We start from the raw sequence: 17,363 nt of genomic DNA, 5'->3' as shown, positions 1-17,363 counted from the left end.
GCGTGGTGCCTTAGAGGGTGGCGGTGTCGATCACGAACCGGTACCGGACGTCCGAGGCGAGGACTCGCTCGTAGGCTTCGTTGATCTTTTCTGCCGGAATGACCTCGATCTCGGCGCCCAGGTGGTGCTCGGCGCAGAAGTTGAGCATCTCCTGGGTCTCGCGGATGCCGCCGATCATGGAGCCGGCGAAGGAACGGCGGCCGCCGATCAGTGCGAAGGCGTTGACGGGGAGCGGCTCGGCCGGGGCACCGACGTTGACCAGGGCGCCGTCGAGCTTCAGCAGGCCCAGGTAGGAGCTGATGTCGATCGAGGCGCTGACCGTGTTGATGATCAGGTCGAAGCTGCCCGCGAGCTCGGAGAAGGTGTTCTCGTCGCTGGTTGCGTAGTAGTGGTCAGCGCCCAGCTTCAGGCCGTCTTCCTGCTTCTTCAGCGACTGCGACAGGACCGTCACCTCGGCGCCCATGGCGTGAGCCTGCTTGACGGCCATGTGGCCCAAGCCGCCGAGGCCGACGACGGCAACGTTCTTGCCGGGGCCGGCGCCCCAGTGCCGCAGCGGGGAGTACGTGGTGATGCCGGCGCACAGCAGGGGTGCGGCGACGTCGAGTTCGATGCCCTCGGGGATGTTCACGACGAAGTCTTCAGTGACCACCACGTGGGTGGAGTAGCCGCCCTGGGTGATGGTGCCGTCGCGGTCGACGGCGCCGTAGGTGCCAACGTTGCCCTTGAGGCAGTACTGCTCCTCGCCCTTCTGGCAGTTGACGCACTCCTTGCAGGAGTTGACCATGCAGCCAACACCAACGCGGTCGCCAACTTTGTGCTTGGTCACCTCGGAACCGACCTCGGTGACGATGCCGGCGATTTCGTGGCCGGGAACCAGGGGGTACTGCTGCGGGCCCCAGTCACCGCGGACTGTGTGGATGTCTGAGTGGCAGATGCCGGCGAACTTGATGTCGATCAGGACATCGTGCGGACCCACTTCGCGGCGCTCAATGGTGGTTGCCACCAGGTCCTCCGTGGCGGACGGGGATGCATAAGCCTTGACGGTAGTCATGGTTCTCCTGTGATCTGTTGGGGGGACTTTTAAATGCTACCGGGGTTGTTCGGAGCAAACCCCGGAAAAGGGTGGGCCAGGGTGGCCCTGTTGTGCCTGGTCTTCTGAGTCCTACCTTTGGCGAAGCCTGGACGGAACCTGGTCACGGGCGGAGGAGCACCTTGATGGCCCGCCGTTCATCCATGGCCTTGTAGGCGTCGGCAGCCTGGTCAAGCGGAAGTTCGAGGTCGAACACCTTTCCGGGATCGATGTCGCCGCCCAGGATCAGGTCGATCAGCTCGGGCAGGTACTCCCGGACCGGAGCAGGACCGCCGTGCAGGTGCACGAGCGAGGAGAACAGCTCGCGGCCGGGCAGGGCCACGTCATGCGATACGCCCACGAAACCGACGTGGCCGCCGGCGCGGGTGGCCTGGATAGCCTGCATCATCGATTCCTGCGTGCCCACAGCCTCGATGACGGAGTGCGCCCCGAGCCCTTCGGTGAGCTCCTTGATCTTCTGCACCCCCGCATCGCCGCGCTCTTCCACCACCTCGGTGGCCCCGAACTCCCGGGCAAGCGCCTGCCGGTCAGCGTGCCGGGACATTGCAATGATCCGCTCGGCGCCCATCTGCTTTGCCGCCAGGATTCCCAAAAGCCCTACGGCGCCGTCGCCCACTACCGCCACTGTCTTGCCGGGCCCCACCTCGGCCGCCTTGGCAGCGAACCATCCTGTACCCAGGACATCGGAGGCGGCCAGCAGTGACGGAACCTTGCCGGCGTCGGGCATCTCCGGGGTGGCGACCAGGGTGCCGTCTGCCAGCGGGACGCGCAGGTACTCGGCCTGGGCGCCGCCCACGCCCTCCCGCTGCACGCAGCCGGTCTGGTAGCCGGAGCGGCAGATCCCACAGGTGTTGTCCGAGGCAAAGAAGGACCCCACAACGAATTGGCCTGCCTGCACGTTCTTCACGTCCGCGCCCACTTCTTCGACGATTCCCACGTACTCGTGGCCCATGGCCCTGGGTTCGTGGAGGACGTCGGCGCCGCGGTAGGGCCACAGGTCCGACCCGCAGACGCAGGCGGCAACAACCTTGATGACGGCATCCGTGGGCTGCTGGATGGCGGGCTGGTCGCGGTCCTCGACGCGGACGTCGCCGGGGGCGTGCATGATGGTTGCGCGCATGCTGGGTCCTCCAAAGAGTGAAAGGCTGAAAGCGGACAATCCCATCAAACCCGGCCCGTGAACCATTAGCGAGGGTCCTGCTGAAACTGGTTCTGGCAGTACCTCCTTAGCGTTGCGCCGATCGTCGTAACGTTTTCCTTATGGATAACCGAGCCGAGGTCCGGCAGTTTCTGTCCTCCCGCCGTGGGCGCATCACCCCGGAGCAGGCAGGCATCGAACCGTACGGCGGCCGCCGCCGGGTACCGGGGCTGCGGCGCGAGGAAGTGGCCCGCCTGGCCGGCGTCAGCGTGGACTACTACACGCGCCTGGAACGGGGAAACCTCAGCGGTGTTTCGGACAGTGTCCTGGACGCCATTGCCGGCGCGCTGGAACTGGACCGCGCCGAGCATGACCACCTCTATGACCTGGCCCGGGCGGCCAACACGTCGGGCCGCAAGCGGGCGGCGAGCGCCGGGGCTGCAGTCCCTGCAAAGGTTCGGCCGGAGCTGCAGTACCTCCTGGACGCCATCACGGACGCACCGGCCTTCATCGGCAACAACCGCTTGGACATCGTGGCCGCCAACACCTTGGGCTACGCCCTCTACTCGGACATGTACCGCAACCCGTCGCGGCCGGCCAACCATTCCCGGTTCATCTTCCTGGACCCCCGCGCCCACAATTTCTACACGGACTGGGACCGGGCGGCCAACACCAACGTGGCCATCCTCCGCCGCGAGGCCGGTCGCAACCCGCATGACAAGGGCATCGCCGAACTCATCGGGGAACTGTCCATGCGCAGCGATGAGTTCCGCACCCTGTGGGCCGCCCACAACGTCCGCCGCCACTACGCCGGGACCAAGTTCTTCCAGCACCCTGTGGTTGGCCTGCTTGAGCTGAACTACCAGGTCCTGGGGCTGGAAGAGGACCCCGGACATACCCTGACCGTTTATCCGGCCACCCCGGGCAGCCCCTCAGCGGAAGCCCTCCAGCTCCTGGCCTCGTGGGCGGTCACCGAAAACATTGTGGAAACGGCGCAGGCAAAGGTGGGCAGACAGTAACAGGCCTGGCCCTGGGCGGTGGCTCGGGTGCCTCGTTCGTGGGCTCTTATGCGCCCGCGGCGTGCTCGTAGCCGACAAGCCAGTGCAGCCCGAAACGGTCGATGACCTGGCCGTCGGAGGCGCCCCAGGGCTTGGCAGCAAGCGGGTCCACCACCCGGCCGCCGGAGCTGAGTTTGTTGAACCACTCGTGCAGGACGTCAGCGTCGGCGGTGCCCAGCAATGACAGCATGACGCCTTCAAGCCGCACGCTCTTCCCGCCCGGCGGAGTATCCGAGCCCGCCAGGGCAACGGCGCCGCGTAGTTCACCGTGGGCTATGGCGTCCGGCTCACCGTCGGTCCGGCCGAAGTCCGCATTTGTGTGGAGGGAAAGCTCACCCCCAAAAACTTCCGCGTAAAAGCCCAGGGCTTCACGCGCCGTTCCGGGAAAGCTGACATAGATCCGGGGTGCGGTCATGCGGCCAGCCTACAGACACGAAGTTTTGGCGGGACAGCCTCAGCACCCGTGGTTTCCTGTCCACCCCGCGGCCCGCTTTCAGAACCTATGGTTACACGTGCATTATGCGGGTAGTCCCTAGACTGGCAGGTGGACTTGAACGCCAGGACTATACGAAGGAGCGAGGCGCATGGCCAATGTAGTTGTTGTAGGTGTGGATGCCAGCCAGTCGGCACGGAAGGCTGCGGAGGTGGCGCTGGACCTGGCCCAGTCGCTGGGAGCGTCACTCCATGTGGTGACTGCCTTTGAAATGGAGAACGCCGAAACCTTTGGAGTGGGCTCAGACAAGGTGCGGATCTCCAACGCGGACAGCTCCGAGATCGTGGCGAAGTCCCTTGCAGGGTCACGCCCCGGAGTGGAAATCACCCACTTCGCTGCCCGCGGCAAGCCCGCCGACTCCCTCATCAAGGAGGCCGTCCGCCTGGATGCCCGCGTGATCGTGGTGGGCAACCGCAGGATGCGCGGCATCGGTCGGCTCCTGGGCAGCGTGGCCAACAGCGTGGCGCACAACGCCCCCTGCGATGTCTACATCGCCAACACCTACGAGGACTGACCTACCCAGCAAGAAAAGGTGGGCGGACGACGGCGGGACCTCCCGCCGTCGTCCGCCCACGTTCTTCCTTGGGCGGTTTTTTAGGCGCCGTACTCCTCGTCGGTGACGTGGTCGAGCCACGTCACCACCTGGCCGTTCCCGTCCGCTTCCTGCATGGCGACGTGCGCCATGAACCGTTCCGGGGTTGCCCCGTGCCAGTGCTCCTCGCCCGGCTCGATGTAGACCACATCTCCAGGGCGGATCTCCTGGATTTCGCCGCCGCGCCGGGCAACCAGCCCGATCCCGTCGGTCACGTAGAGGGTCTGGCCCTTGGGGTGGTGGTGCCAGGCGGTGCGGGCACCGGGGGCGAACCGGACGTGCGCGCAGCCGATGGCCGACTGCTCGTCGGGGTTCCGGATCCCGTCGATCTGCACTGCCCCGGTGAACCAATCGGCCGGTCCGGCGCCGGTCTGGCCTCCGCTCTTGGTGAATTTCATGTGTTCCTCCTGTTAGTTGTGGTTACTGGAAAGTGTGTTGGATGCCCGGGCAGCTCGGTTCGTCACCCTGGACGTCATGACTGCCAGGGCGGACGCCGCCGCGAGGATTCCTGCGGCGGCCAGGAAGGTGCCGCGGTAGCCCGCTGAATCGAACAAGACTCCGCCAAGCGTTGAGCCGAGGGCGATGGAGGTTTGGATGACGGCAACCATCAGGCCGCCGCCGGCCTCGGCGTTGTGGGGCATGGCCTTGGCGATCCAGCTCCACCATCCCACCGGCGCCGCGGTGGACATCAGGCCCCACAGGCCCAGGAGAACCACGACGGCGGCGAGCCAGCCACCAGTGGGAACAAGGGCGGCGGCGATGATCGCCATAAATACAGGGATGCCAACCAGCGTCCGGTACAGCCCCTTGCCCAGGAACCGGCCAATCAGCAGCGTGCCGGCAAATCCCGCCATACCGATCACCAGCAGGACCAGGGATACCGTGGCCACGTCCACCCCGGTTACCGTCTCCAGGAACGGACGGACGTAGGTGAACAGGACGAACTGGCCCATGAAGAAGGAACCGCACGCGGCCATGCCCCACGCGATCGGAGCGCTCCTGAGCTCCCTGAAGATCGCGAAGATGCTTCCAGACCCCGCAGCGCTTACCCCGCCCTTCATGGACGGCAGGCTGATCCACTGCCAGGCCAGGGCGAGCAGCGCCACCGGCACCAGGCAGAAGAACGCCCCGCGCCAGCCGATGACAGAGCCCAAATAGCTGCCCAGCGGTGCGGCCAGGACGGTGGCGAGGGCGTTGCCGCCGTTGAAGATTGCCAAGGCCCGCGGCACCTGCTGGGCGGGCACGAGCCGCATCGCAGTGGCCGCCGACATGGACCAGAATCCACCAATCACTACGCCAATGAGGGCACGGCCGATCATGAAGAGCAGGTATCCCGGAGCCAGCGCAACCAAGGCACCGGAGACCGCCATGACCCCGGTCAGTCCCAGCAGCAGGGTCTTCCGGTCCAGGCTGCCTGCCAGCGTGGTCACTGACAGGCTGGTCAGCACGGCGAACAGGCCGGAGATTGCGATGCCTTGCCCCACCATCCCTTCGGAGACCTGGAGCTCGGCGGCCATCGGCGTGAGCAGGCTGACGGGCATGAACTCGGAGGCGATCAGCGCGAAGACGCACAGCGACATCGCATAGACGCCGCCCCAGTGGGCAGGGTGCTGTCCGGCCGGCTCTCGGGGCGCACGTGTACTGGTGACTGTTGTTTCGGGGGCCATGACCTCCATCAAACCGTTCGCCCGCAGCCCTAGCGAGGGCCCTGCTGAAACGGGTTTTGGCAGAACCCCTTTATGGCACCGCGGCCGGCGAAACCTCAGGGCGGGATGTGGTGCCTGTTTCCGGCGGCTGTGGCTTGTAGACCCACGCCACCAGCACCACGGAGATAATCATCAGCAGGAACCAGGCCACCAGTTTCTCCAGCCCCACAGGATGCCAGCCGTCCATCTGGCTGGGGTAAAGCCATGCTCCGGACCACGTGGCGATGTTCTCCGCGAGCCAGATGAACAGCGCCACCAGCAGGAACGAGGCCACCAACGGCATCCGGAACTCCCGGCGGAATACACGGAAGTGCATCACACACCGGCCAAAGACCAGCACGACGGCGGCGAGCAGCACCCAGCGCAGGTCCCAGATGTAGTGGTGGGTGAAGAAGTTGGCGTAAATGGCTGAGGCGAGGATGGCCGTGATCCAGCGGCGGGGGTAGGCCGCGAATTTCAGGTCGAAGAGCCGGTAGACGCGCACCATGTATGAACCGACGGCGGCGTACATGAACCCGCTGAAGAGCGGCACGGCACCGATGCGCAGGACGCCTTCGGCCTCGTAGGACCAGGAACCCATGTCCGTCTTGAACAGCTCCATCACCGTCCCCACCAAATGGAACAGGACGATAACCCGCAGCTCCCGCAGGGTTTCGAGCTTGAAGGCCACCATCAGGACTTGGATCACGACGGCGGCGACGGTGAGGAAGTCGTTGCGCGCCAGCCCGGCACCATCCGGGTACCAAAGCCTGGCCGCCATCAACACGGCCAGGAGTGCGGCACCGAAAATACACGCCCACCCTTGTTTGAGGCCAAAGACAACGAACTCGGTGAGCTTGGCCTTGGCGCCGCCGGCGGGGGACGTAGCCAGGAAGCGGCGGGCGCGTTCGTCGATCCGCTGCTCCACCGGAGTCGAATTACGCACTAATCCCCTGACGCGGGTTTGCCGCGCGGTTCCGGCGCAGGTCTTTCTCGAGCTCGGCAAGGCAATAGTCCTTGAACCAGTGCCTGATGCCGCGCGGAAGTTTGGGGTAGGCCACGGCAATGACGCGCCATGACCGGTCGTACCGCCGCTGGTGCCGGTCGCTCCAGGCAAGTCCATAGTCAGTCCGCAGCTGGGCGGGAAGGAGTCCGGCAGTCAGGAACCTCGCCGGTGGCATGATGGCCCGGTACCAAAGCGCCGTATGCCTGGGAAACAGCAGGCCGCGCCCGACGCGGACGCCCTCTTCCTCAGCCCGGAGGGCAGACAGTTGCCCGTCCCAGTAGCGGCGGAATGCTGCCCTGTCTTCCGGCCACATCCCCGGCGGAAGCTGAAGGGCGGTACCGATCCGCGCATAGTCCTGGTACATCGCATCGGCGGTCTTGTCGTCGAGCGGGCCGTGGATCTTCTCAATGATGGTGAGCGCTGTGTCGTACAGCGTTGCCGCCACCCACAGCTGCAGCTCCGGATCGAAGGCGTTGTAGCCCGCCGAGGTTCCGTCGGCACTGCGGCGGACGGGCACGTGGGCCCGGTTCACCCTGCGCCGGACCTCCCTGACCTGCTCGTCATTTCCGTAGGTGATGGCGTAGACGTACGTGAGCGTGCCCTTGAGCCGGTTTACGGGGCGTTGCGTGAAGGTACTGTGTGCCGCCACGCCGCGGCCGATGGCAGGGTTGGCAAGCTGCAGCAGGATGGCGCGGCCTGCCCCGGCGAGCATTATGCCTTCCGCCCGGTAATCGGCAACTCCCTGCACCATGTGAAAAGGGTACCGGAGCGGTATGACACCGGATGGGGCCCTTCGGCCCGTTGTCGTCGCTGGCCAGGGCGGGTATCCGGTTCACTTGGCAACAGGCCGGAGCGAGGTGATCATCTTCCTGATGTCTGCGTACTCAGCGGTTTCCCTGTACTTCTTCGCCAGTTCGGGGTACGGCAACGACGGGTCGCCGGGCGTTGCGTTGTTGGCCGGATCGTAAAACGCGCCGAACATGGCACTGTTCGGGGGCCAGCGGAAGAAATGCAGGATGGGGCAGGCGTCAGGGCCGCTGGGCAGGGGGCCGGAGGTGATGCCGTACCCTGCCGCCTGCACGCCCGGAGGTCCCGGTGTGCCTGCGTTTCCTCTGGTCTCGAAGGCGAACTGCGGCACTGCACCGTTCTGTCCCAGGGCCGGCAGGTCCGCCGTGTCCAGGACTTCGTAGGGGTACTTCTGCGTGCAGGACGATCCGATGGCCATGTTGGTGCGCAGCGTCGCCATTACCTTGCCGGCCTGGTTGCGGACCTCGGCGTAAGCCCCGCCGCCTTCGGCCAATTCCCCTGCCGGGTCCTTGGCGCTCCAGGCGGGCGGCAGGTCGAACGCCAAGGTGCCATCCGCCGTCGTAAACGTGGTCCATCGTTCCCCGCCGTTGGCGGGCGCTGTTGGAGCATGTGTGGAGGGAAGGTTCGACGGCGTTGGCGCGTTCGACGCGCCCGTCGCCGCTGCGGAGGTACTGGCAGGGCCGGAAGCTGACGGGGCCGGCCGCGGGCTTTCCTGCTGCGGCGCACAGCCGGCGAGGGCAAGAGCGACCAGCACCAGGGCTGCCGGGAACCTGCGCACCATACCCTCTACCCTCCTTGGGCCGGCTGTGGACCCTTTAAGTGTGGCGCTGCAGTCCCGGGTGGAGGAGGGCCGGAGGACCTGCCCTCCTCCACCCGGGATTGGCGTTACCGCCGGGGGTTTAAACCTACCGCTCGAGCAGGGACACGTCCCGGACGGCGCCCTTGTCAGCTGACAGGGCCATGGCTGCGTAGGCACGCAGTGCCGCGGACACTTCACGGTCCCGGTTCTTGGGCTTGTACCCGCCGTTGACTTCCAGCTTTTCGCGGCGTTCGGCGAGGATCTCGTCGGAGACCTCCAGCTGCATTGAACGCTGGCTGATGTCGATGCTGATGATGTCGCCGTCCTCCACCAGGGCGATGGCACCGCCGGAAGCTGCCTCCGGGGAGATGTGCCCGATCGACAGGCCGGAGGTGCCGCCGGAGAAGCGGCCGTCCGTGATGAGGGCGCACTTCTTGCCCAGGCCGCGGCCCTTGAGGAACGACGTCGGGTACAGCATCTCCTGCATGCCCGGACCACCGCGGGGGCCCTCGTACCGGATGACGACCACGTCGCCTTCCTTGACCTGCTTGTTCAGGATCTTCTCCACAGCTTCGTCCTGGGACTCACAGACCACGGCCGGGCCGGAGAAGGTCCAGATGGACTCGTCCACGCCCGCGGTCTTCACCACGGCGCCATCGACGGCCACGTTGCCGCGGAGCACGGCCAAACCGCCGTCCTTGGAGTAGGCGTGCTCCACGTCGCGGATGCAGCCTTCGGCGGCGTCGGTGTCCAGGGACGTCCACTCGTTCGACTGCGAGAACGCGGTGGAAGAACGGACGCCGCCGGGGGCTGCATGCCACAGGGCCTTCGCTTCCTCGGTGGCCTTGCCGCCGCGGATGTCCCAGTCGTCCAGCCAGCCGTCCAGGTCCGCGGAGTGCACGGAGTGGACATCCTTGTGCAGGAGGCCGCCGCGGTTCAGCTCGCCCAGCAGGGCGGGGATACCGCCGGCACGGTGCACGTCCTCCATGTAGTAGGTCTTGTCCTTGGCCACGTTCGGAGCCACCTTGGCCAGGCAAGGCACCTGGCGGGACTTGGCGTCCATCTCGGCCAGGCCGTAGTCCACGCCTGCCTCCTGGGCCGCGGCCAGCAGGTGCAGAATGGTGTTGGTGGAGCCGCCCATGGAGATATCCAGGGCCATGGCGTTGTCGAAGGCCTTGGCGGTGGCGATGGAGCGGGGCAGCACTGACTCATCGTCGCCGTCGTAATAGCGCTTCACCAGCTCGACGACGGTGGCGCCGGCCTTCTCGTAGAGCGCCTTGCGCGCGGTGTGGGTGGCCAGCACGGAGCCGTTGCCGGGCAGGGACAGGCCGATGGCCTCGGTGAGGCAGTTCATCGAGTTGGCGGTGAACATGCCGGAGCAGGAACCGCAGGTGGGGCAGGCGTTCTCTTCGATGAGGTTGATGTCGGCGTCGGAGATGGACTCGTCCACGGCGTCGGAGATGGCGTTCACCAGGTCCAGGGAGCGCACGGAGCCGTCGGTCAGGGTCACGCGCCCGGCCTCCATGGGGCCGCCGGAAACGAACACCACCGGGATGTTCAGGCGCAGCGCGGCCATGAGCATGCCGGGGGTGATCTTGTCGCAGTTGGAGATGCAGACCAGGGCGTCGGCGCAGTGGGCGTTGACCATGTACTCCACGGAGTCGGCGATCAGGTCGCGGGACGGGAGCGAGTAGAGCATGCCGGAGTGGCCCATGGCGATGCCGTCGTCCACGGCGATGGTGTTGAACTCGCGCGGCACGGCGCCGGCGGCGAGGATCGCGTCGGAGACGATCCGGCCCACCGGGGCCAGGTGGGTGTGGCCGGGGACGAATTCGGTGAAGCTGTTGGCCACGGCGATGATCGGCTTGCCGATGTCGGAGTTGGCGACGCCGGAGGCGCGCAGCAGTGCGCGGGCGCCGGCCATGTTGCGGCCGTGGGTGACTGTTTTAGAGCGAAGTGCAGGCATGCTTACCATCCTGCAGTGTGGCGGAGTGATGCGGAAGACAGCGCTGCTACTAGTAGTAGGACTACCAGAGTAATAGTATTTTCCGGTGAGTGATCCCGGGCGCCGAAAAGAACTTGGCCTTTTCCTGCGAGCCCGGCGTGACCAGGCGCTGCGGGCAGACTACGGCCTGCCGCCCATCGGGCGCAGCCGTGAGCGCGGACTCCGGCGCGAAGAGGTCGCCTTCCTTTCCGGGGTGAGCGTCACCTGGTACACCTGGCTGGAGCAGGGCAGGGACATCAGCCCCTCCCGCCAGGTCCTGGAAGCGGTGAGCCGGGCGCTGCATCTCTCCAGCACCGGGCTTGGCTACGTCCTGTCCCTTGGCGGCTACGCATCCGCGGCCCCTGCCGGACCCGCGGCCGATAAGGCGCCGCCCCACATCCAACGGCTGATGGATGCGCTGGATCCCAATCCGTCCTTTGCCCTGTTCCCCGATTGGCGAGTGGCGGGCTGGAACAGGGCGTATGCGGCGCTCTATCCCAACATCGATACTGTGGCGCCGACGGACCGGAACCTGCTGTGGCTGGTGTTCACCGATCCCTACGTCCGGAACCTGCTGCCGGACTGGGAAACAACCAGCAAGCGGTTCCTTGCCGAATTCCGGGCGGAGACAGGACAGCGGCTGGGCGACCCGGACATCCAGTACCAGGTGGAACGGCTCAAGGAGGCAAGCCCGGAGTTCCGGCAGGGCTGGGACCTCTACGACATTTTGGGCTTCGAGTCCCGCGAGCGCCTGTTCCACCATCCGGCGGTGGGGGTGCTGCAGCTGGAGCACCACCAGGTGTCCCCGTCGGACCGGCCGGATCTGCACATCGTGGTCTACACGCCGGCGCCCGGAAGCGACGCCGCGGCGCAGATGCAGTCCCTGATGGCGGCGGCCGGCTAACCGGCGCCGGTGCCCAGATAAGCCAAGGCCGCTGTGGCCTGCGCCTGGGTGGCCATCCGCAGGGTGGGGTCCACGGCCGGCAGGAAGAACGGCGAGTGGTTGGCGGGGATGTCCGTGTCCACCGTGCCAGCTTCCACGGCCCGTCGGTAAAGGTCCCGGGGCACGGAACCGACAACCCAATACACGTACGGGATCCCGAAGGCGTCGGGAATCCGGCTGAAATCCTCGGACGCCGTCTGCGGGGCGGTGCGGTAAACGGCATCCGCCCCGAAGGTCTTGGTGAAGGCCGCCGTGACCCCCGCGTTGGCCTGGGGGTCGTTGCTGGTCAGCGGGTATTGGTCGTAGTACTCGAACCCGGGTTCCTGCGGGGAGCCGGCGGCAGCGCACTCGCCCCGCACGATCCTTTCGATGGCGGCAATCATCTGGCTGCGGGTGGCCATGCTGTAGGTCCGCAGGTTGAGCAGCAGCTCCGCGCGGTCCGGGATGATGTTGGCGGTGGCACCGGCGTTCACCGAGCCAACAGTCAGCACCGCGAACTCCCCCGGCCTCGTTTCCCGGGACACCACGGTCTGCAGCCGCAGGACGATCGAGGCGGCGAGCACCACGGGGTCAACCGCCTTGTGCGGCATGGATCCGTGGGCACCGCGGCCGTGGACCGTGATCCGGATGGAATCGCCGGCCGACAGCACGGGTCCCGGCGTGGTGCCGATGGTTCCCGCCTCGGTGGGCATGACGTGCTGGGCCAGCGCGGAGTCCGGCCGCGGGATTCCGGCGGCCAGGCCGTCGTCGAGCATTGCCTGGGAGCCTGCCGCAGTCTCCTCCGCCGGCTGGAACAGGGCGATGTAGGTGCCCTGCCAGGTGTCCCGGTGGTCAGCCAGGTACTTTGCCGCGCCGAGCAGGGCCACCACGTGCATGTCGTGGCCGCAGGCGTGCATCACGCCTGGAACGGTGGAGGCGTACCGCGCCCCCGTGGCCTCGGCGACCGGGAGGGCGTCCATGTCAGCCCGAGCCAGGACGCAGGAACCGGCGCCGTTGGCAAGAACGCCAACGACGCCGGTGCGGCCAAAGTGCCTGACATCAAAGCCCCAGCGGGCCAGCAGGTCCGCTGCCGCGGCGGATGTTGCATGCTCGGCGAGGCCAAGTTCCGGATTCGCGTGGAGCTGTTCGTAGAGCGGTATCTGCCAGGCCAGTTCCTGCTCGAAGCTGCTGTCCGTGACGTCCATGCCAGAACTCCTCCCGGCCGGCGGCGCCGGCCCCTTCGGCCACTCTAGGCCAGCACCCCCTGCCGCACCACGGCCGGCTCAAACTGTGCACCCGCGCCCGGGAATACCGGCACCTCGATCCGGGCGTGGGTGTGGACCTCGTTCACCGTGGCCTTGGTGTGCAGGGCGATCTGTTCCATGGTGGTGACCCACATGCCGTCCATCGCCTTAACCCGTTCGATGAGCTGCTCCAGCGCCACTGCCTTGGACGGCCGGCCGGAGATGAACGGGTGGTTCGTGAGCACGAAGCAGCTGCCCTGGGAGTGGTGGGCCTCGGCCTCAAGCGTCCACATTTCCAACACCTTGGCCGGGCTCTCGATCACGCCGCTGCCGGTGACGCCCGGGTAGAAGGCGTATTGCTCCCAGTCGTCCAGGGTCCAGTCCACGGGAATTTCCACGATGTCCCGGGGGTCATCGGCGGCGACTGCGAAGCGGTAGGGGGCGTCGCCGTCGAGCAGGCTCGAATCGTAGAGGAAGCCGCGGTCCGCCAGCAGTCCCGGCGACTGCCAGTTCAGCTCCCACCACGGAGCCCGGTAACCCACAGGCCGTACCCCTGCCACCTTGGCCAAGGCCTCCAGGCCACGGTCGATGTAGCTGGCCTCGGTGGCGGCGTCGATGCCCTGCATGGGTTCGTGCAGGTAGCCGTGGTGCGCCACTTCGTGCCCGCCGTCCACAATCCGCCGCACAATGTCGGGGTAGGACTCGGCGGTGAAACCGGGGATGAAGAAGGTGGCTTTGATGTCCTGGCGGTCCAGGATCTGCAGCAGACGCGGCACCGCGATCTTGGGGCCGTAGGACTGGTGGCTCATCAGCGACATGCGCCGGGTGCTGGTGGGGTCGTGGGCAATGGTGCAGGACTCGGCGTCCACGTCGAACGTGAAGGAGGCGGCAGCCTTTGCGCCGTTGGGCCAGATGATGGGGTGCAGGGGGTCCGCGATGGCGGGGTTGTTCACGGGAAGATCCTTTCTGGCGGGCGCGGGGCGCCCGCCAGGCGTTAGGAGGAGTGGTGCCGCTTAGAGAGCGGGAAGGGCGGGGCTGCCGGCCGGCTGGGTCTGGGTGGCAGCGCGCGGTTCCAGGGCGAGGTAGCGGATGTGCTGGCGCGGGCCGAGGATGGCGTACACCCCGGCGCTCGTCAGGCCGCCGGCCAGCCAGGACAGGTCCCAGCCGCCCAGGGCGACAGCGATGGGGCCCTGCATGACGGGGATCAGGCCGTACATGAACAGCCACGTGGCGAAGATGCCGGCCACGAGGGAGACGACGCCCGCCCAGTTGACGCCGGGCAGCCGCTTGGTGCCTACGCCGTCGAACAGCCGATCGGTTCCGCCGGGCCAGCGCTTTTCCAGCCAGAAGTAGTGCACCAGCATGATCCCGCCCCAGGCGGCCACCCAGGCCACCAAACCGATCAGCCAGGCGTCAAGCACCGCGGCGAAGTCCTCCTGGAAGATGAAGAAGACGACGGCGGCGAGCGAGAAGACGCCGACGAACAGGTTGAGCTTGCGGCGGCTGATGGAGATGTCCAGGGCCTGCGTGGCCACCGAGAAGGTGTAGATGTTCAGGATGTTGGTGGCGATGGGTCCGTGGAGCACCATCAGCAGCACCGGCAGCGCCATGGCGCCGAAGTTCATCACAATCAGCTTGCCGGGATCGATCTCGCCGCTGTTGGTGGCCAGGCTGGCGCCCAGGACGCCGAGCCACACCACGGGGATGAACTGGCCCAGCACTGAAGCCAGGTAGACCTTCTTCTTGGGAACGCTGGTGCTGACGAACCGGGAGTAGTCCGCGGCATAGGTGAACCAGGTGATGCCCCAGCCGATACCGATGGCGGTCATGACGGCGCTCATGGCGGCAATGCGCTCGGAGCCTTCCAAAATGGCTCCGGCCGGTCCGGCGTAGCCCCAGTTGATGTCCATTCCGAACCATGCCACGGCGGACATGACGGCCAGGATCAGGATAGTGGGCGGCACGGTCCACTTTTCAAAAGCCGCGATGGCCTTGTAGCCGAACCAGGCGATGGCCACCTGGAGGGCCATGATGAAGGTGGCGACGCCGATCTTCCAGCCGTAGTTGGGCGCTTCCGGGTCAACCCAGCCAAGGGTTCCGAAGAGTGCCATGACCAGGTCCAGGATGATCCAGGTGTTGACCGCGCACCAGCCGATGACCAGCAGGGCCTGGATGGCGGCCGGCAGGTAGTTGCCGCGCCGTCCGAATGCTGCCCGGGCCAGGACCATGCCGGTGGCTCCGGTCCGCTGGCCCAGGAGGACGAAGCAGCCAAAGAGCAGCATGCCGATCAGGTTGCCCAGCACCAGGACGGTGATGGTGTCCGCGAGCCCGAGCCCCAGCTGGATCCCGAGTGCCCCCAGCACCCAGTTGATGGGAGCCAGGTTGGCGCCCGCCCAGATCCAGAACTGGCCGGATACCTTGCGTGTGCGTGCGGATTCGGGAATGGGCTGCAGCCAGGCTTCATGGTCCACGGCGCTGTGGTCCTCGGTTGCCTGGGCAGGTTGGCCGTGCGTGGCTGTTGAAAGCTTTTCTTGCATGGGGGCCTCCGTGAGGTGGATAAGTACCAAAAGGCTATGTGGCCGCCATCACAAGGAACAAGATACGATCTGTATAGCAGAATCTTCTACTACGTTACGGAATGTCGTGTCAGTGTTTCTTGGCGAAATACTCGCCCATCCCGCCCTCGCCGCCGCCGACCCCGTGGTCCACCCCTTGGGCGTGGTGGCCGACGCGCAGCCCGTCCGCTGGGTCCACTCCAGCGAAGTGCTGGACATCGCTCCCCTGCTCCGCGGCGGCGAGCTGCTGCTCTGCGGCGGCATCACCCTTGCCACGGCCTCGCCCGCCAAACGTGAGGAGTATGTGCGGGAGCTCGCGCAGCGCGGGATTGCCGCGCTGGCCATCGAAACCGGCGGGGCGCTGCCGGAGATTCCGGCCGACATGCTGCACAAGGCGGAGGAGTACGGCCTGCCCGTGGTGGAGCTGCGCAAGGTGGTGCCCTTCGTAGGCGTCATGCAGGCCATCAACTCCATGCTGGTCAGCGAGTCCGTGGGCCACCTGCAGCAGGCCGACGCCGCCACCCGCGCCATGGCTGCGGAGCTGGCCCACGGCGCCTCGCTGGACAAGATCCTTTCTGTGCTGGCAGGCATCACGGGCGCGGCCGTGAAGCTCACTTCCCCGTGGGGCGTCACCATGGGCAGCGCAGCGCCGGAAGGGTGGAGCAGCGAGGTTGGCGCGGACGGCGGGGCCGGGGCGGCCCAGGAAGAAGCAACCAAGCAAGAAGCAGGGGGCGACGACGGCTCCGGCCAGGGCGGGCACGCCAACTTCAGCGGGGCTGCTGCCGGCCGGCTGATCAGCGTGGATATCCCCGTACGCGGTGTCCTCATGGGCCGGCTGGAGGTGCTGGTGCCGCCGACCGCAGATACGGCGCTGGCGCAGGTGGCCGGGGAACGCGCCGTCGACATCCTGGGCCTTGCGCTGCTGCAGCACACACCTCCCGGCCTGCACGCCCTGGCCGGTGCTGAACTGATGCGGGCAGTGCTCAATTCCGCTCCCGAGTGGCGCCTGGAACAACTCGCTCCCGGCGCGGGGTTCCCCACGGATTCCCCGGCCGTGGTGGCAGCCATCCATGCCGCGGCACCGCAGGAGCTGCGGGGCGCCGTCGAAAACTTCCTGAGCTCGCACCGGATCCCCTGCGCCGCATACTTGGATGACGCAGAGCTGGTGGTGATGATCGGCTTACCCTGCACCGAGCCCCCGGGCGAGCGGCGGCAGCTTCTGGAATCCCTGCGCGGACTGGAGGGTGACCATGATGCCGTGATCGCGGTGGGGCCGCCGGTAGCCCGTGTTGCGGAGGCGGCATGGTCACTGGCGGAGGCGCGCCGGGCCCTGGAGGTGCGGCAGATCAGACGCCGGAATGCTTCGGTACGCAGGCGGTTTGCCGCGCGGGGCCTGGTGGTTATCGATGCCCAGGACGCCGCCGTGGAAAGCCTCGCCCTGACCTGCCTCGATGCCTCTGCGCGTGAAGCCTTCATCAACCGGCAGCTGCGGGCAGTGCTGGAGCATGATGAGCAGCGGCAGTCCCAGTTGCTGGAGACCCTGCAGGTGTGGCTGGACTCCGGGTGCAACACGGCCCAGTCCGCCCGCGAACTGCACCTGGAACGGCAGTCAATGCACCACCGGCTGCAGCGGATCTTCGAGCTGTGCGGCGGTGATCCCCGCGGCACCGGACGGCTGGCGGCGCTGCACCTGGCGGCAAGAATGGCAGGGCTGCCGTGAAAATCGGGTCCGCGACGGGCCGGTCATCCTATCTTTTGCCGGCATGACCGGCGGGAGCTCCCGGGAGCCTGCTACCCCTCAGCAACAATGATGGCGCCGCCCAGCCACTTCTTGACCTGATCAGGAGCAGCCGTTGTTACCGTCCAGTTCTTGCCAACGTTGACAGCTGCCTGCTCCTGAGGCGTCCTTATCGCCAACTGGGTGTCCAAGGATGCATCGTTCGGAAAGCCTGGGTGTATAGCTGGGCCAGATTTGCTGCAAGGCGCTCGG

At 66.7% G+C, this 17,363-nt stretch carries 17 protein-coding genes; 4 read left to right on the top strand and 13 right to left on the bottom strand.

Annotation, left to right across the window (positions count from 1 at the left end):
• Window positions 1–10: 10 nt before the first annotated feature.
• Together FBY30_RS08965 and FBY30_RS08960 are read right to left on the bottom strand one after the other, a co-directional pair.
• On the bottom strand, window positions 11–1,051 hold the full coding sequence (locus FBY30_RS08965) for an NAD(P)-dependent alcohol dehydrogenase (protein ID WP_142132561.1): 1,041 nt from the start codon (window positions 1,049–1,051) through the stop codon (window positions 11–13).
• A gap of 142 nt (window positions 1,052–1,193) precedes the next feature.
• Entirely contained in the window at window positions 1,194–2,210 is a 1,017-nt protein-coding gene (locus FBY30_RS08960; RefSeq protein ID WP_142132560.1) for a zinc-dependent alcohol dehydrogenase family protein, read from the bottom strand.
• Between the two features lie 140 nt (window positions 2,211–2,350).
• Here FBY30_RS08960 and FBY30_RS08955 point away from each other — a divergent pair, with 140 nt between their 5' ends.
• Window positions 2,351–3,247, top strand: coding sequence for a helix-turn-helix transcriptional regulator (locus tag FBY30_RS08955; RefSeq protein ID WP_142132559.1), 897 nt, complete (start codon window positions 2,351–2,353; stop codon window positions 3,245–3,247).
• A 46-nt stretch (window positions 3,248–3,293) separates the two neighbouring features.
• Here FBY30_RS08955 and FBY30_RS08950 read toward each other — a convergent pair whose 3' ends face one another.
• Window positions 3,294–3,701, bottom strand: a complete 408-nt coding sequence (locus FBY30_RS08950; protein WP_142132558.1) for a VOC family protein — start codon at window positions 3,699–3,701, stop codon at window positions 3,294–3,296.
• A gap of 169 nt (window positions 3,702–3,870) precedes the next feature.
• Between FBY30_RS08950 and FBY30_RS08945 the strand changes: the two genes are divergently transcribed.
• Entirely contained in the window at window positions 3,871–4,293 is a 423-nt protein-coding gene (locus FBY30_RS08945) for a universal stress protein (RefSeq protein ID WP_142132557.1), read from the top strand.
• Between the two features lie 80 nt (window positions 4,294–4,373).
• Here FBY30_RS08945 and FBY30_RS08940 read toward each other — a convergent pair whose 3' ends face one another.
• The 6 genes from FBY30_RS08940 to ilvD all read right to left on the bottom strand — a co-directional run bounded on the left by FBY30_RS08940 (window position 4,374) and on the right by ilvD (window position 10,634).
• Entirely contained in the window at window positions 4,374–4,769 is a 396-nt protein-coding gene (locus FBY30_RS08940) for a (R)-mandelonitrile lyase (protein WP_142132556.1), read from the bottom strand.
• Between the two features lie 12 nt (window positions 4,770–4,781).
• Window positions 4,782–6,038, bottom strand: coding sequence for an MFS transporter (locus FBY30_RS08935; RefSeq protein WP_142132555.1), 1,257 nt, complete (start codon window positions 6,036–6,038; stop codon window positions 4,782–4,784).
• A 70-nt stretch (window positions 6,039–6,108) separates the two neighbouring features.
• Window positions 6,109–7,002, bottom strand: a complete 894-nt coding sequence (locus tag FBY30_RS08930) for a DUF817 domain-containing protein (protein ID WP_142132554.1) — start codon at window positions 7,000–7,002, stop codon at window positions 6,109–6,111.
• The gene (locus tag FBY30_RS08925; RefSeq protein WP_142132553.1) at window positions 6,995–7,813 is read right to left on the bottom strand and encodes an oxygenase MpaB family protein; all 819 of its coding nucleotides are present in this window, start codon (window positions 7,811–7,813) and stop codon (window positions 6,995–6,997) included. Before FBY30_RS08925 ends, FBY30_RS08930 begins: the two co-directional genes overlap by 8 nt.
• Window positions 7,814–7,894: 81 nt before the next feature.
• Complete coding sequence (locus FBY30_RS08920) at window positions 7,895–8,650, bottom strand: hypothetical protein (RefSeq protein WP_142132552.1); 756 nt, start codon at window positions 8,648–8,650, stop codon at window positions 7,895–7,897.
• 124 nt (window positions 8,651–8,774) lie between these two features.
• Complete coding sequence (gene ilvD, locus FBY30_RS08915) at window positions 8,775–10,634, bottom strand: dihydroxy-acid dehydratase (protein WP_142132551.1); 1,860 nt, start codon at window positions 10,632–10,634, stop codon at window positions 8,775–8,777.
• Window positions 10,635–10,719: 85 nt separating this feature from the next.
• Here ilvD and FBY30_RS08910 point away from each other — a divergent pair, with 85 nt between their 5' ends.
• On the top strand, window positions 10,720–11,556 hold the full coding sequence (locus FBY30_RS08910) for a helix-turn-helix transcriptional regulator (RefSeq protein WP_142132550.1): 837 nt from the start codon (window positions 10,720–10,722) through the stop codon (window positions 11,554–11,556).
• On the opposite strand, the gene FBY30_RS08905 is transcribed toward FBY30_RS08910, so the two are convergent.
• Genes FBY30_RS08905 through FBY30_RS08895 form a run of 3 tightly spaced genes read right to left on the bottom strand, consistent with a single transcriptional unit; the run spans window position 11,553 to window position 15,355 of the window.
• A complete protein-coding gene (locus FBY30_RS08905) occupies window positions 11,553–12,779 on the bottom strand; it encodes an amidohydrolase (RefSeq protein ID WP_142132549.1) in 1,227 nt (408 codons plus the stop codon). The genes FBY30_RS08910 and FBY30_RS08905 overlap by 4 nt on opposite strands.
• A gap of 44 nt (window positions 12,780–12,823) precedes the next feature.
• Entirely contained in the window at window positions 12,824–13,771 is a 948-nt protein-coding gene (locus tag FBY30_RS08900; RefSeq protein ID WP_142132548.1) for a polysaccharide deacetylase family protein, read from the bottom strand.
• A gap of 60 nt (window positions 13,772–13,831) precedes the next feature.
• A complete protein-coding gene (locus tag FBY30_RS08895; RefSeq protein WP_142132547.1) occupies window positions 13,832–15,355 on the bottom strand; it encodes a purine-cytosine permease family protein in 1,524 nt (507 codons plus the stop codon).
• A gap of 106 nt (window positions 15,356–15,461) precedes the next feature.
• Between FBY30_RS08895 and FBY30_RS08890 the strand changes: the two genes are divergently transcribed.
• Window positions 15,462–17,093 carry a PucR family transcriptional regulator gene (locus tag FBY30_RS08890; protein WP_142132546.1) on the top strand — a complete coding sequence of 544 codons (1,632 nt, stop codon included), beginning with the start codon at window positions 15,462–15,464 and terminating at the stop codon, window positions 17,091–17,093.
• A 71-nt stretch (window positions 17,094–17,164) separates the two neighbouring features.
• Here the strand turns inward: FBY30_RS08890 and FBY30_RS20625 are convergent, their stop codons facing one another.
• Complete coding sequence (locus FBY30_RS20625; RefSeq protein ID WP_160141455.1) at window positions 17,165–17,302, bottom strand: hypothetical protein; 138 nt, start codon at window positions 17,300–17,302, stop codon at window positions 17,165–17,167.
• Between the last annotated feature and the right edge of the window lie 61 nt (window positions 17,303–17,363).

Origin of the sequence: Arthrobacter sp. SLBN-83, assembly GCF_006715285.1 — a bacterium.
GTDB lineage: Bacteria > Actinomycetota > Actinomycetes > Actinomycetales > Micrococcaceae > Arthrobacter.
The sequence above is the reverse complement of the archived record's forward strand: the minus strand, read 5'-3'. Positions and strand labels throughout refer to the sequence as shown.

Bases quoted from the DNA above. Each gene is read 5' to 3' on its own strand.
- FBY30_RS08965 (WP_142132561.1), bottom strand. From the start codon at position 1,051: ATGACTACCGTCAAGGCTTATGCATCCCCGTCCGCCACGGAGGACCTG.
- FBY30_RS08960 (WP_142132560.1), bottom strand. From the start codon at position 2,210: ATGCGCGCAACCATCATGCACGCCCCCGGCGACGTCCGCGTCGAGGAC.
- FBY30_RS08955 (WP_142132559.1), top strand. From the start codon at position 2,351: ATGGATAACCGAGCCGAGGTCCGGCAGTTTCTGTCCTCCCGCCGTGGG.
- FBY30_RS08950 (WP_142132558.1), bottom strand. From the start codon at position 3,701: ATGACCGCACCCCGGATCTATGTCAGCTTTCCCGGAACGGCGCGTGAA.
- FBY30_RS08945 (WP_142132557.1), top strand. From the start codon at position 3,871: ATGGCCAATGTAGTTGTTGTAGGTGTGGATGCCAGCCAGTCGGCACGG.
- FBY30_RS08940 (WP_142132556.1), bottom strand. From the start codon at position 4,769: ATGAAATTCACCAAGAGCGGAGGCCAGACCGGCGCCGGACCGGCCGAT.
- FBY30_RS08935 (WP_142132555.1), bottom strand. From the start codon at position 6,038: ATGGCCCCCGAAACAACAGTCACCAGTACACGTGCGCCCCGAGAGCCG.
- FBY30_RS08925 (WP_142132553.1), bottom strand. From the start codon at position 7,813: ATGGTGCAGGGAGTTGCCGATTACCGGGCGGAAGGCATAATGCTCGCC.
- FBY30_RS08920 (WP_142132552.1), bottom strand. From the start codon at position 8,650: ATGGTGCGCAGGTTCCCGGCAGCCCTGGTGCTGGTCGCTCTTGCCCTC.
- ilvD (WP_142132551.1), bottom strand. From the start codon at position 10,634: ATGCCTGCACTTCGCTCTAAAACAGTCACCCACGGCCGCAACATGGCC.
- FBY30_RS08905 (WP_142132549.1), bottom strand. From the start codon at position 12,779: ATGGACGTCACGGACAGCAGCTTCGAGCAGGAACTGGCCTGGCAGATA.
- FBY30_RS08895 (WP_142132547.1), bottom strand. From the start codon at position 15,355: ATGCAAGAAAAGCTTTCAACAGCCACGCACGGCCAACCTGCCCAGGCA.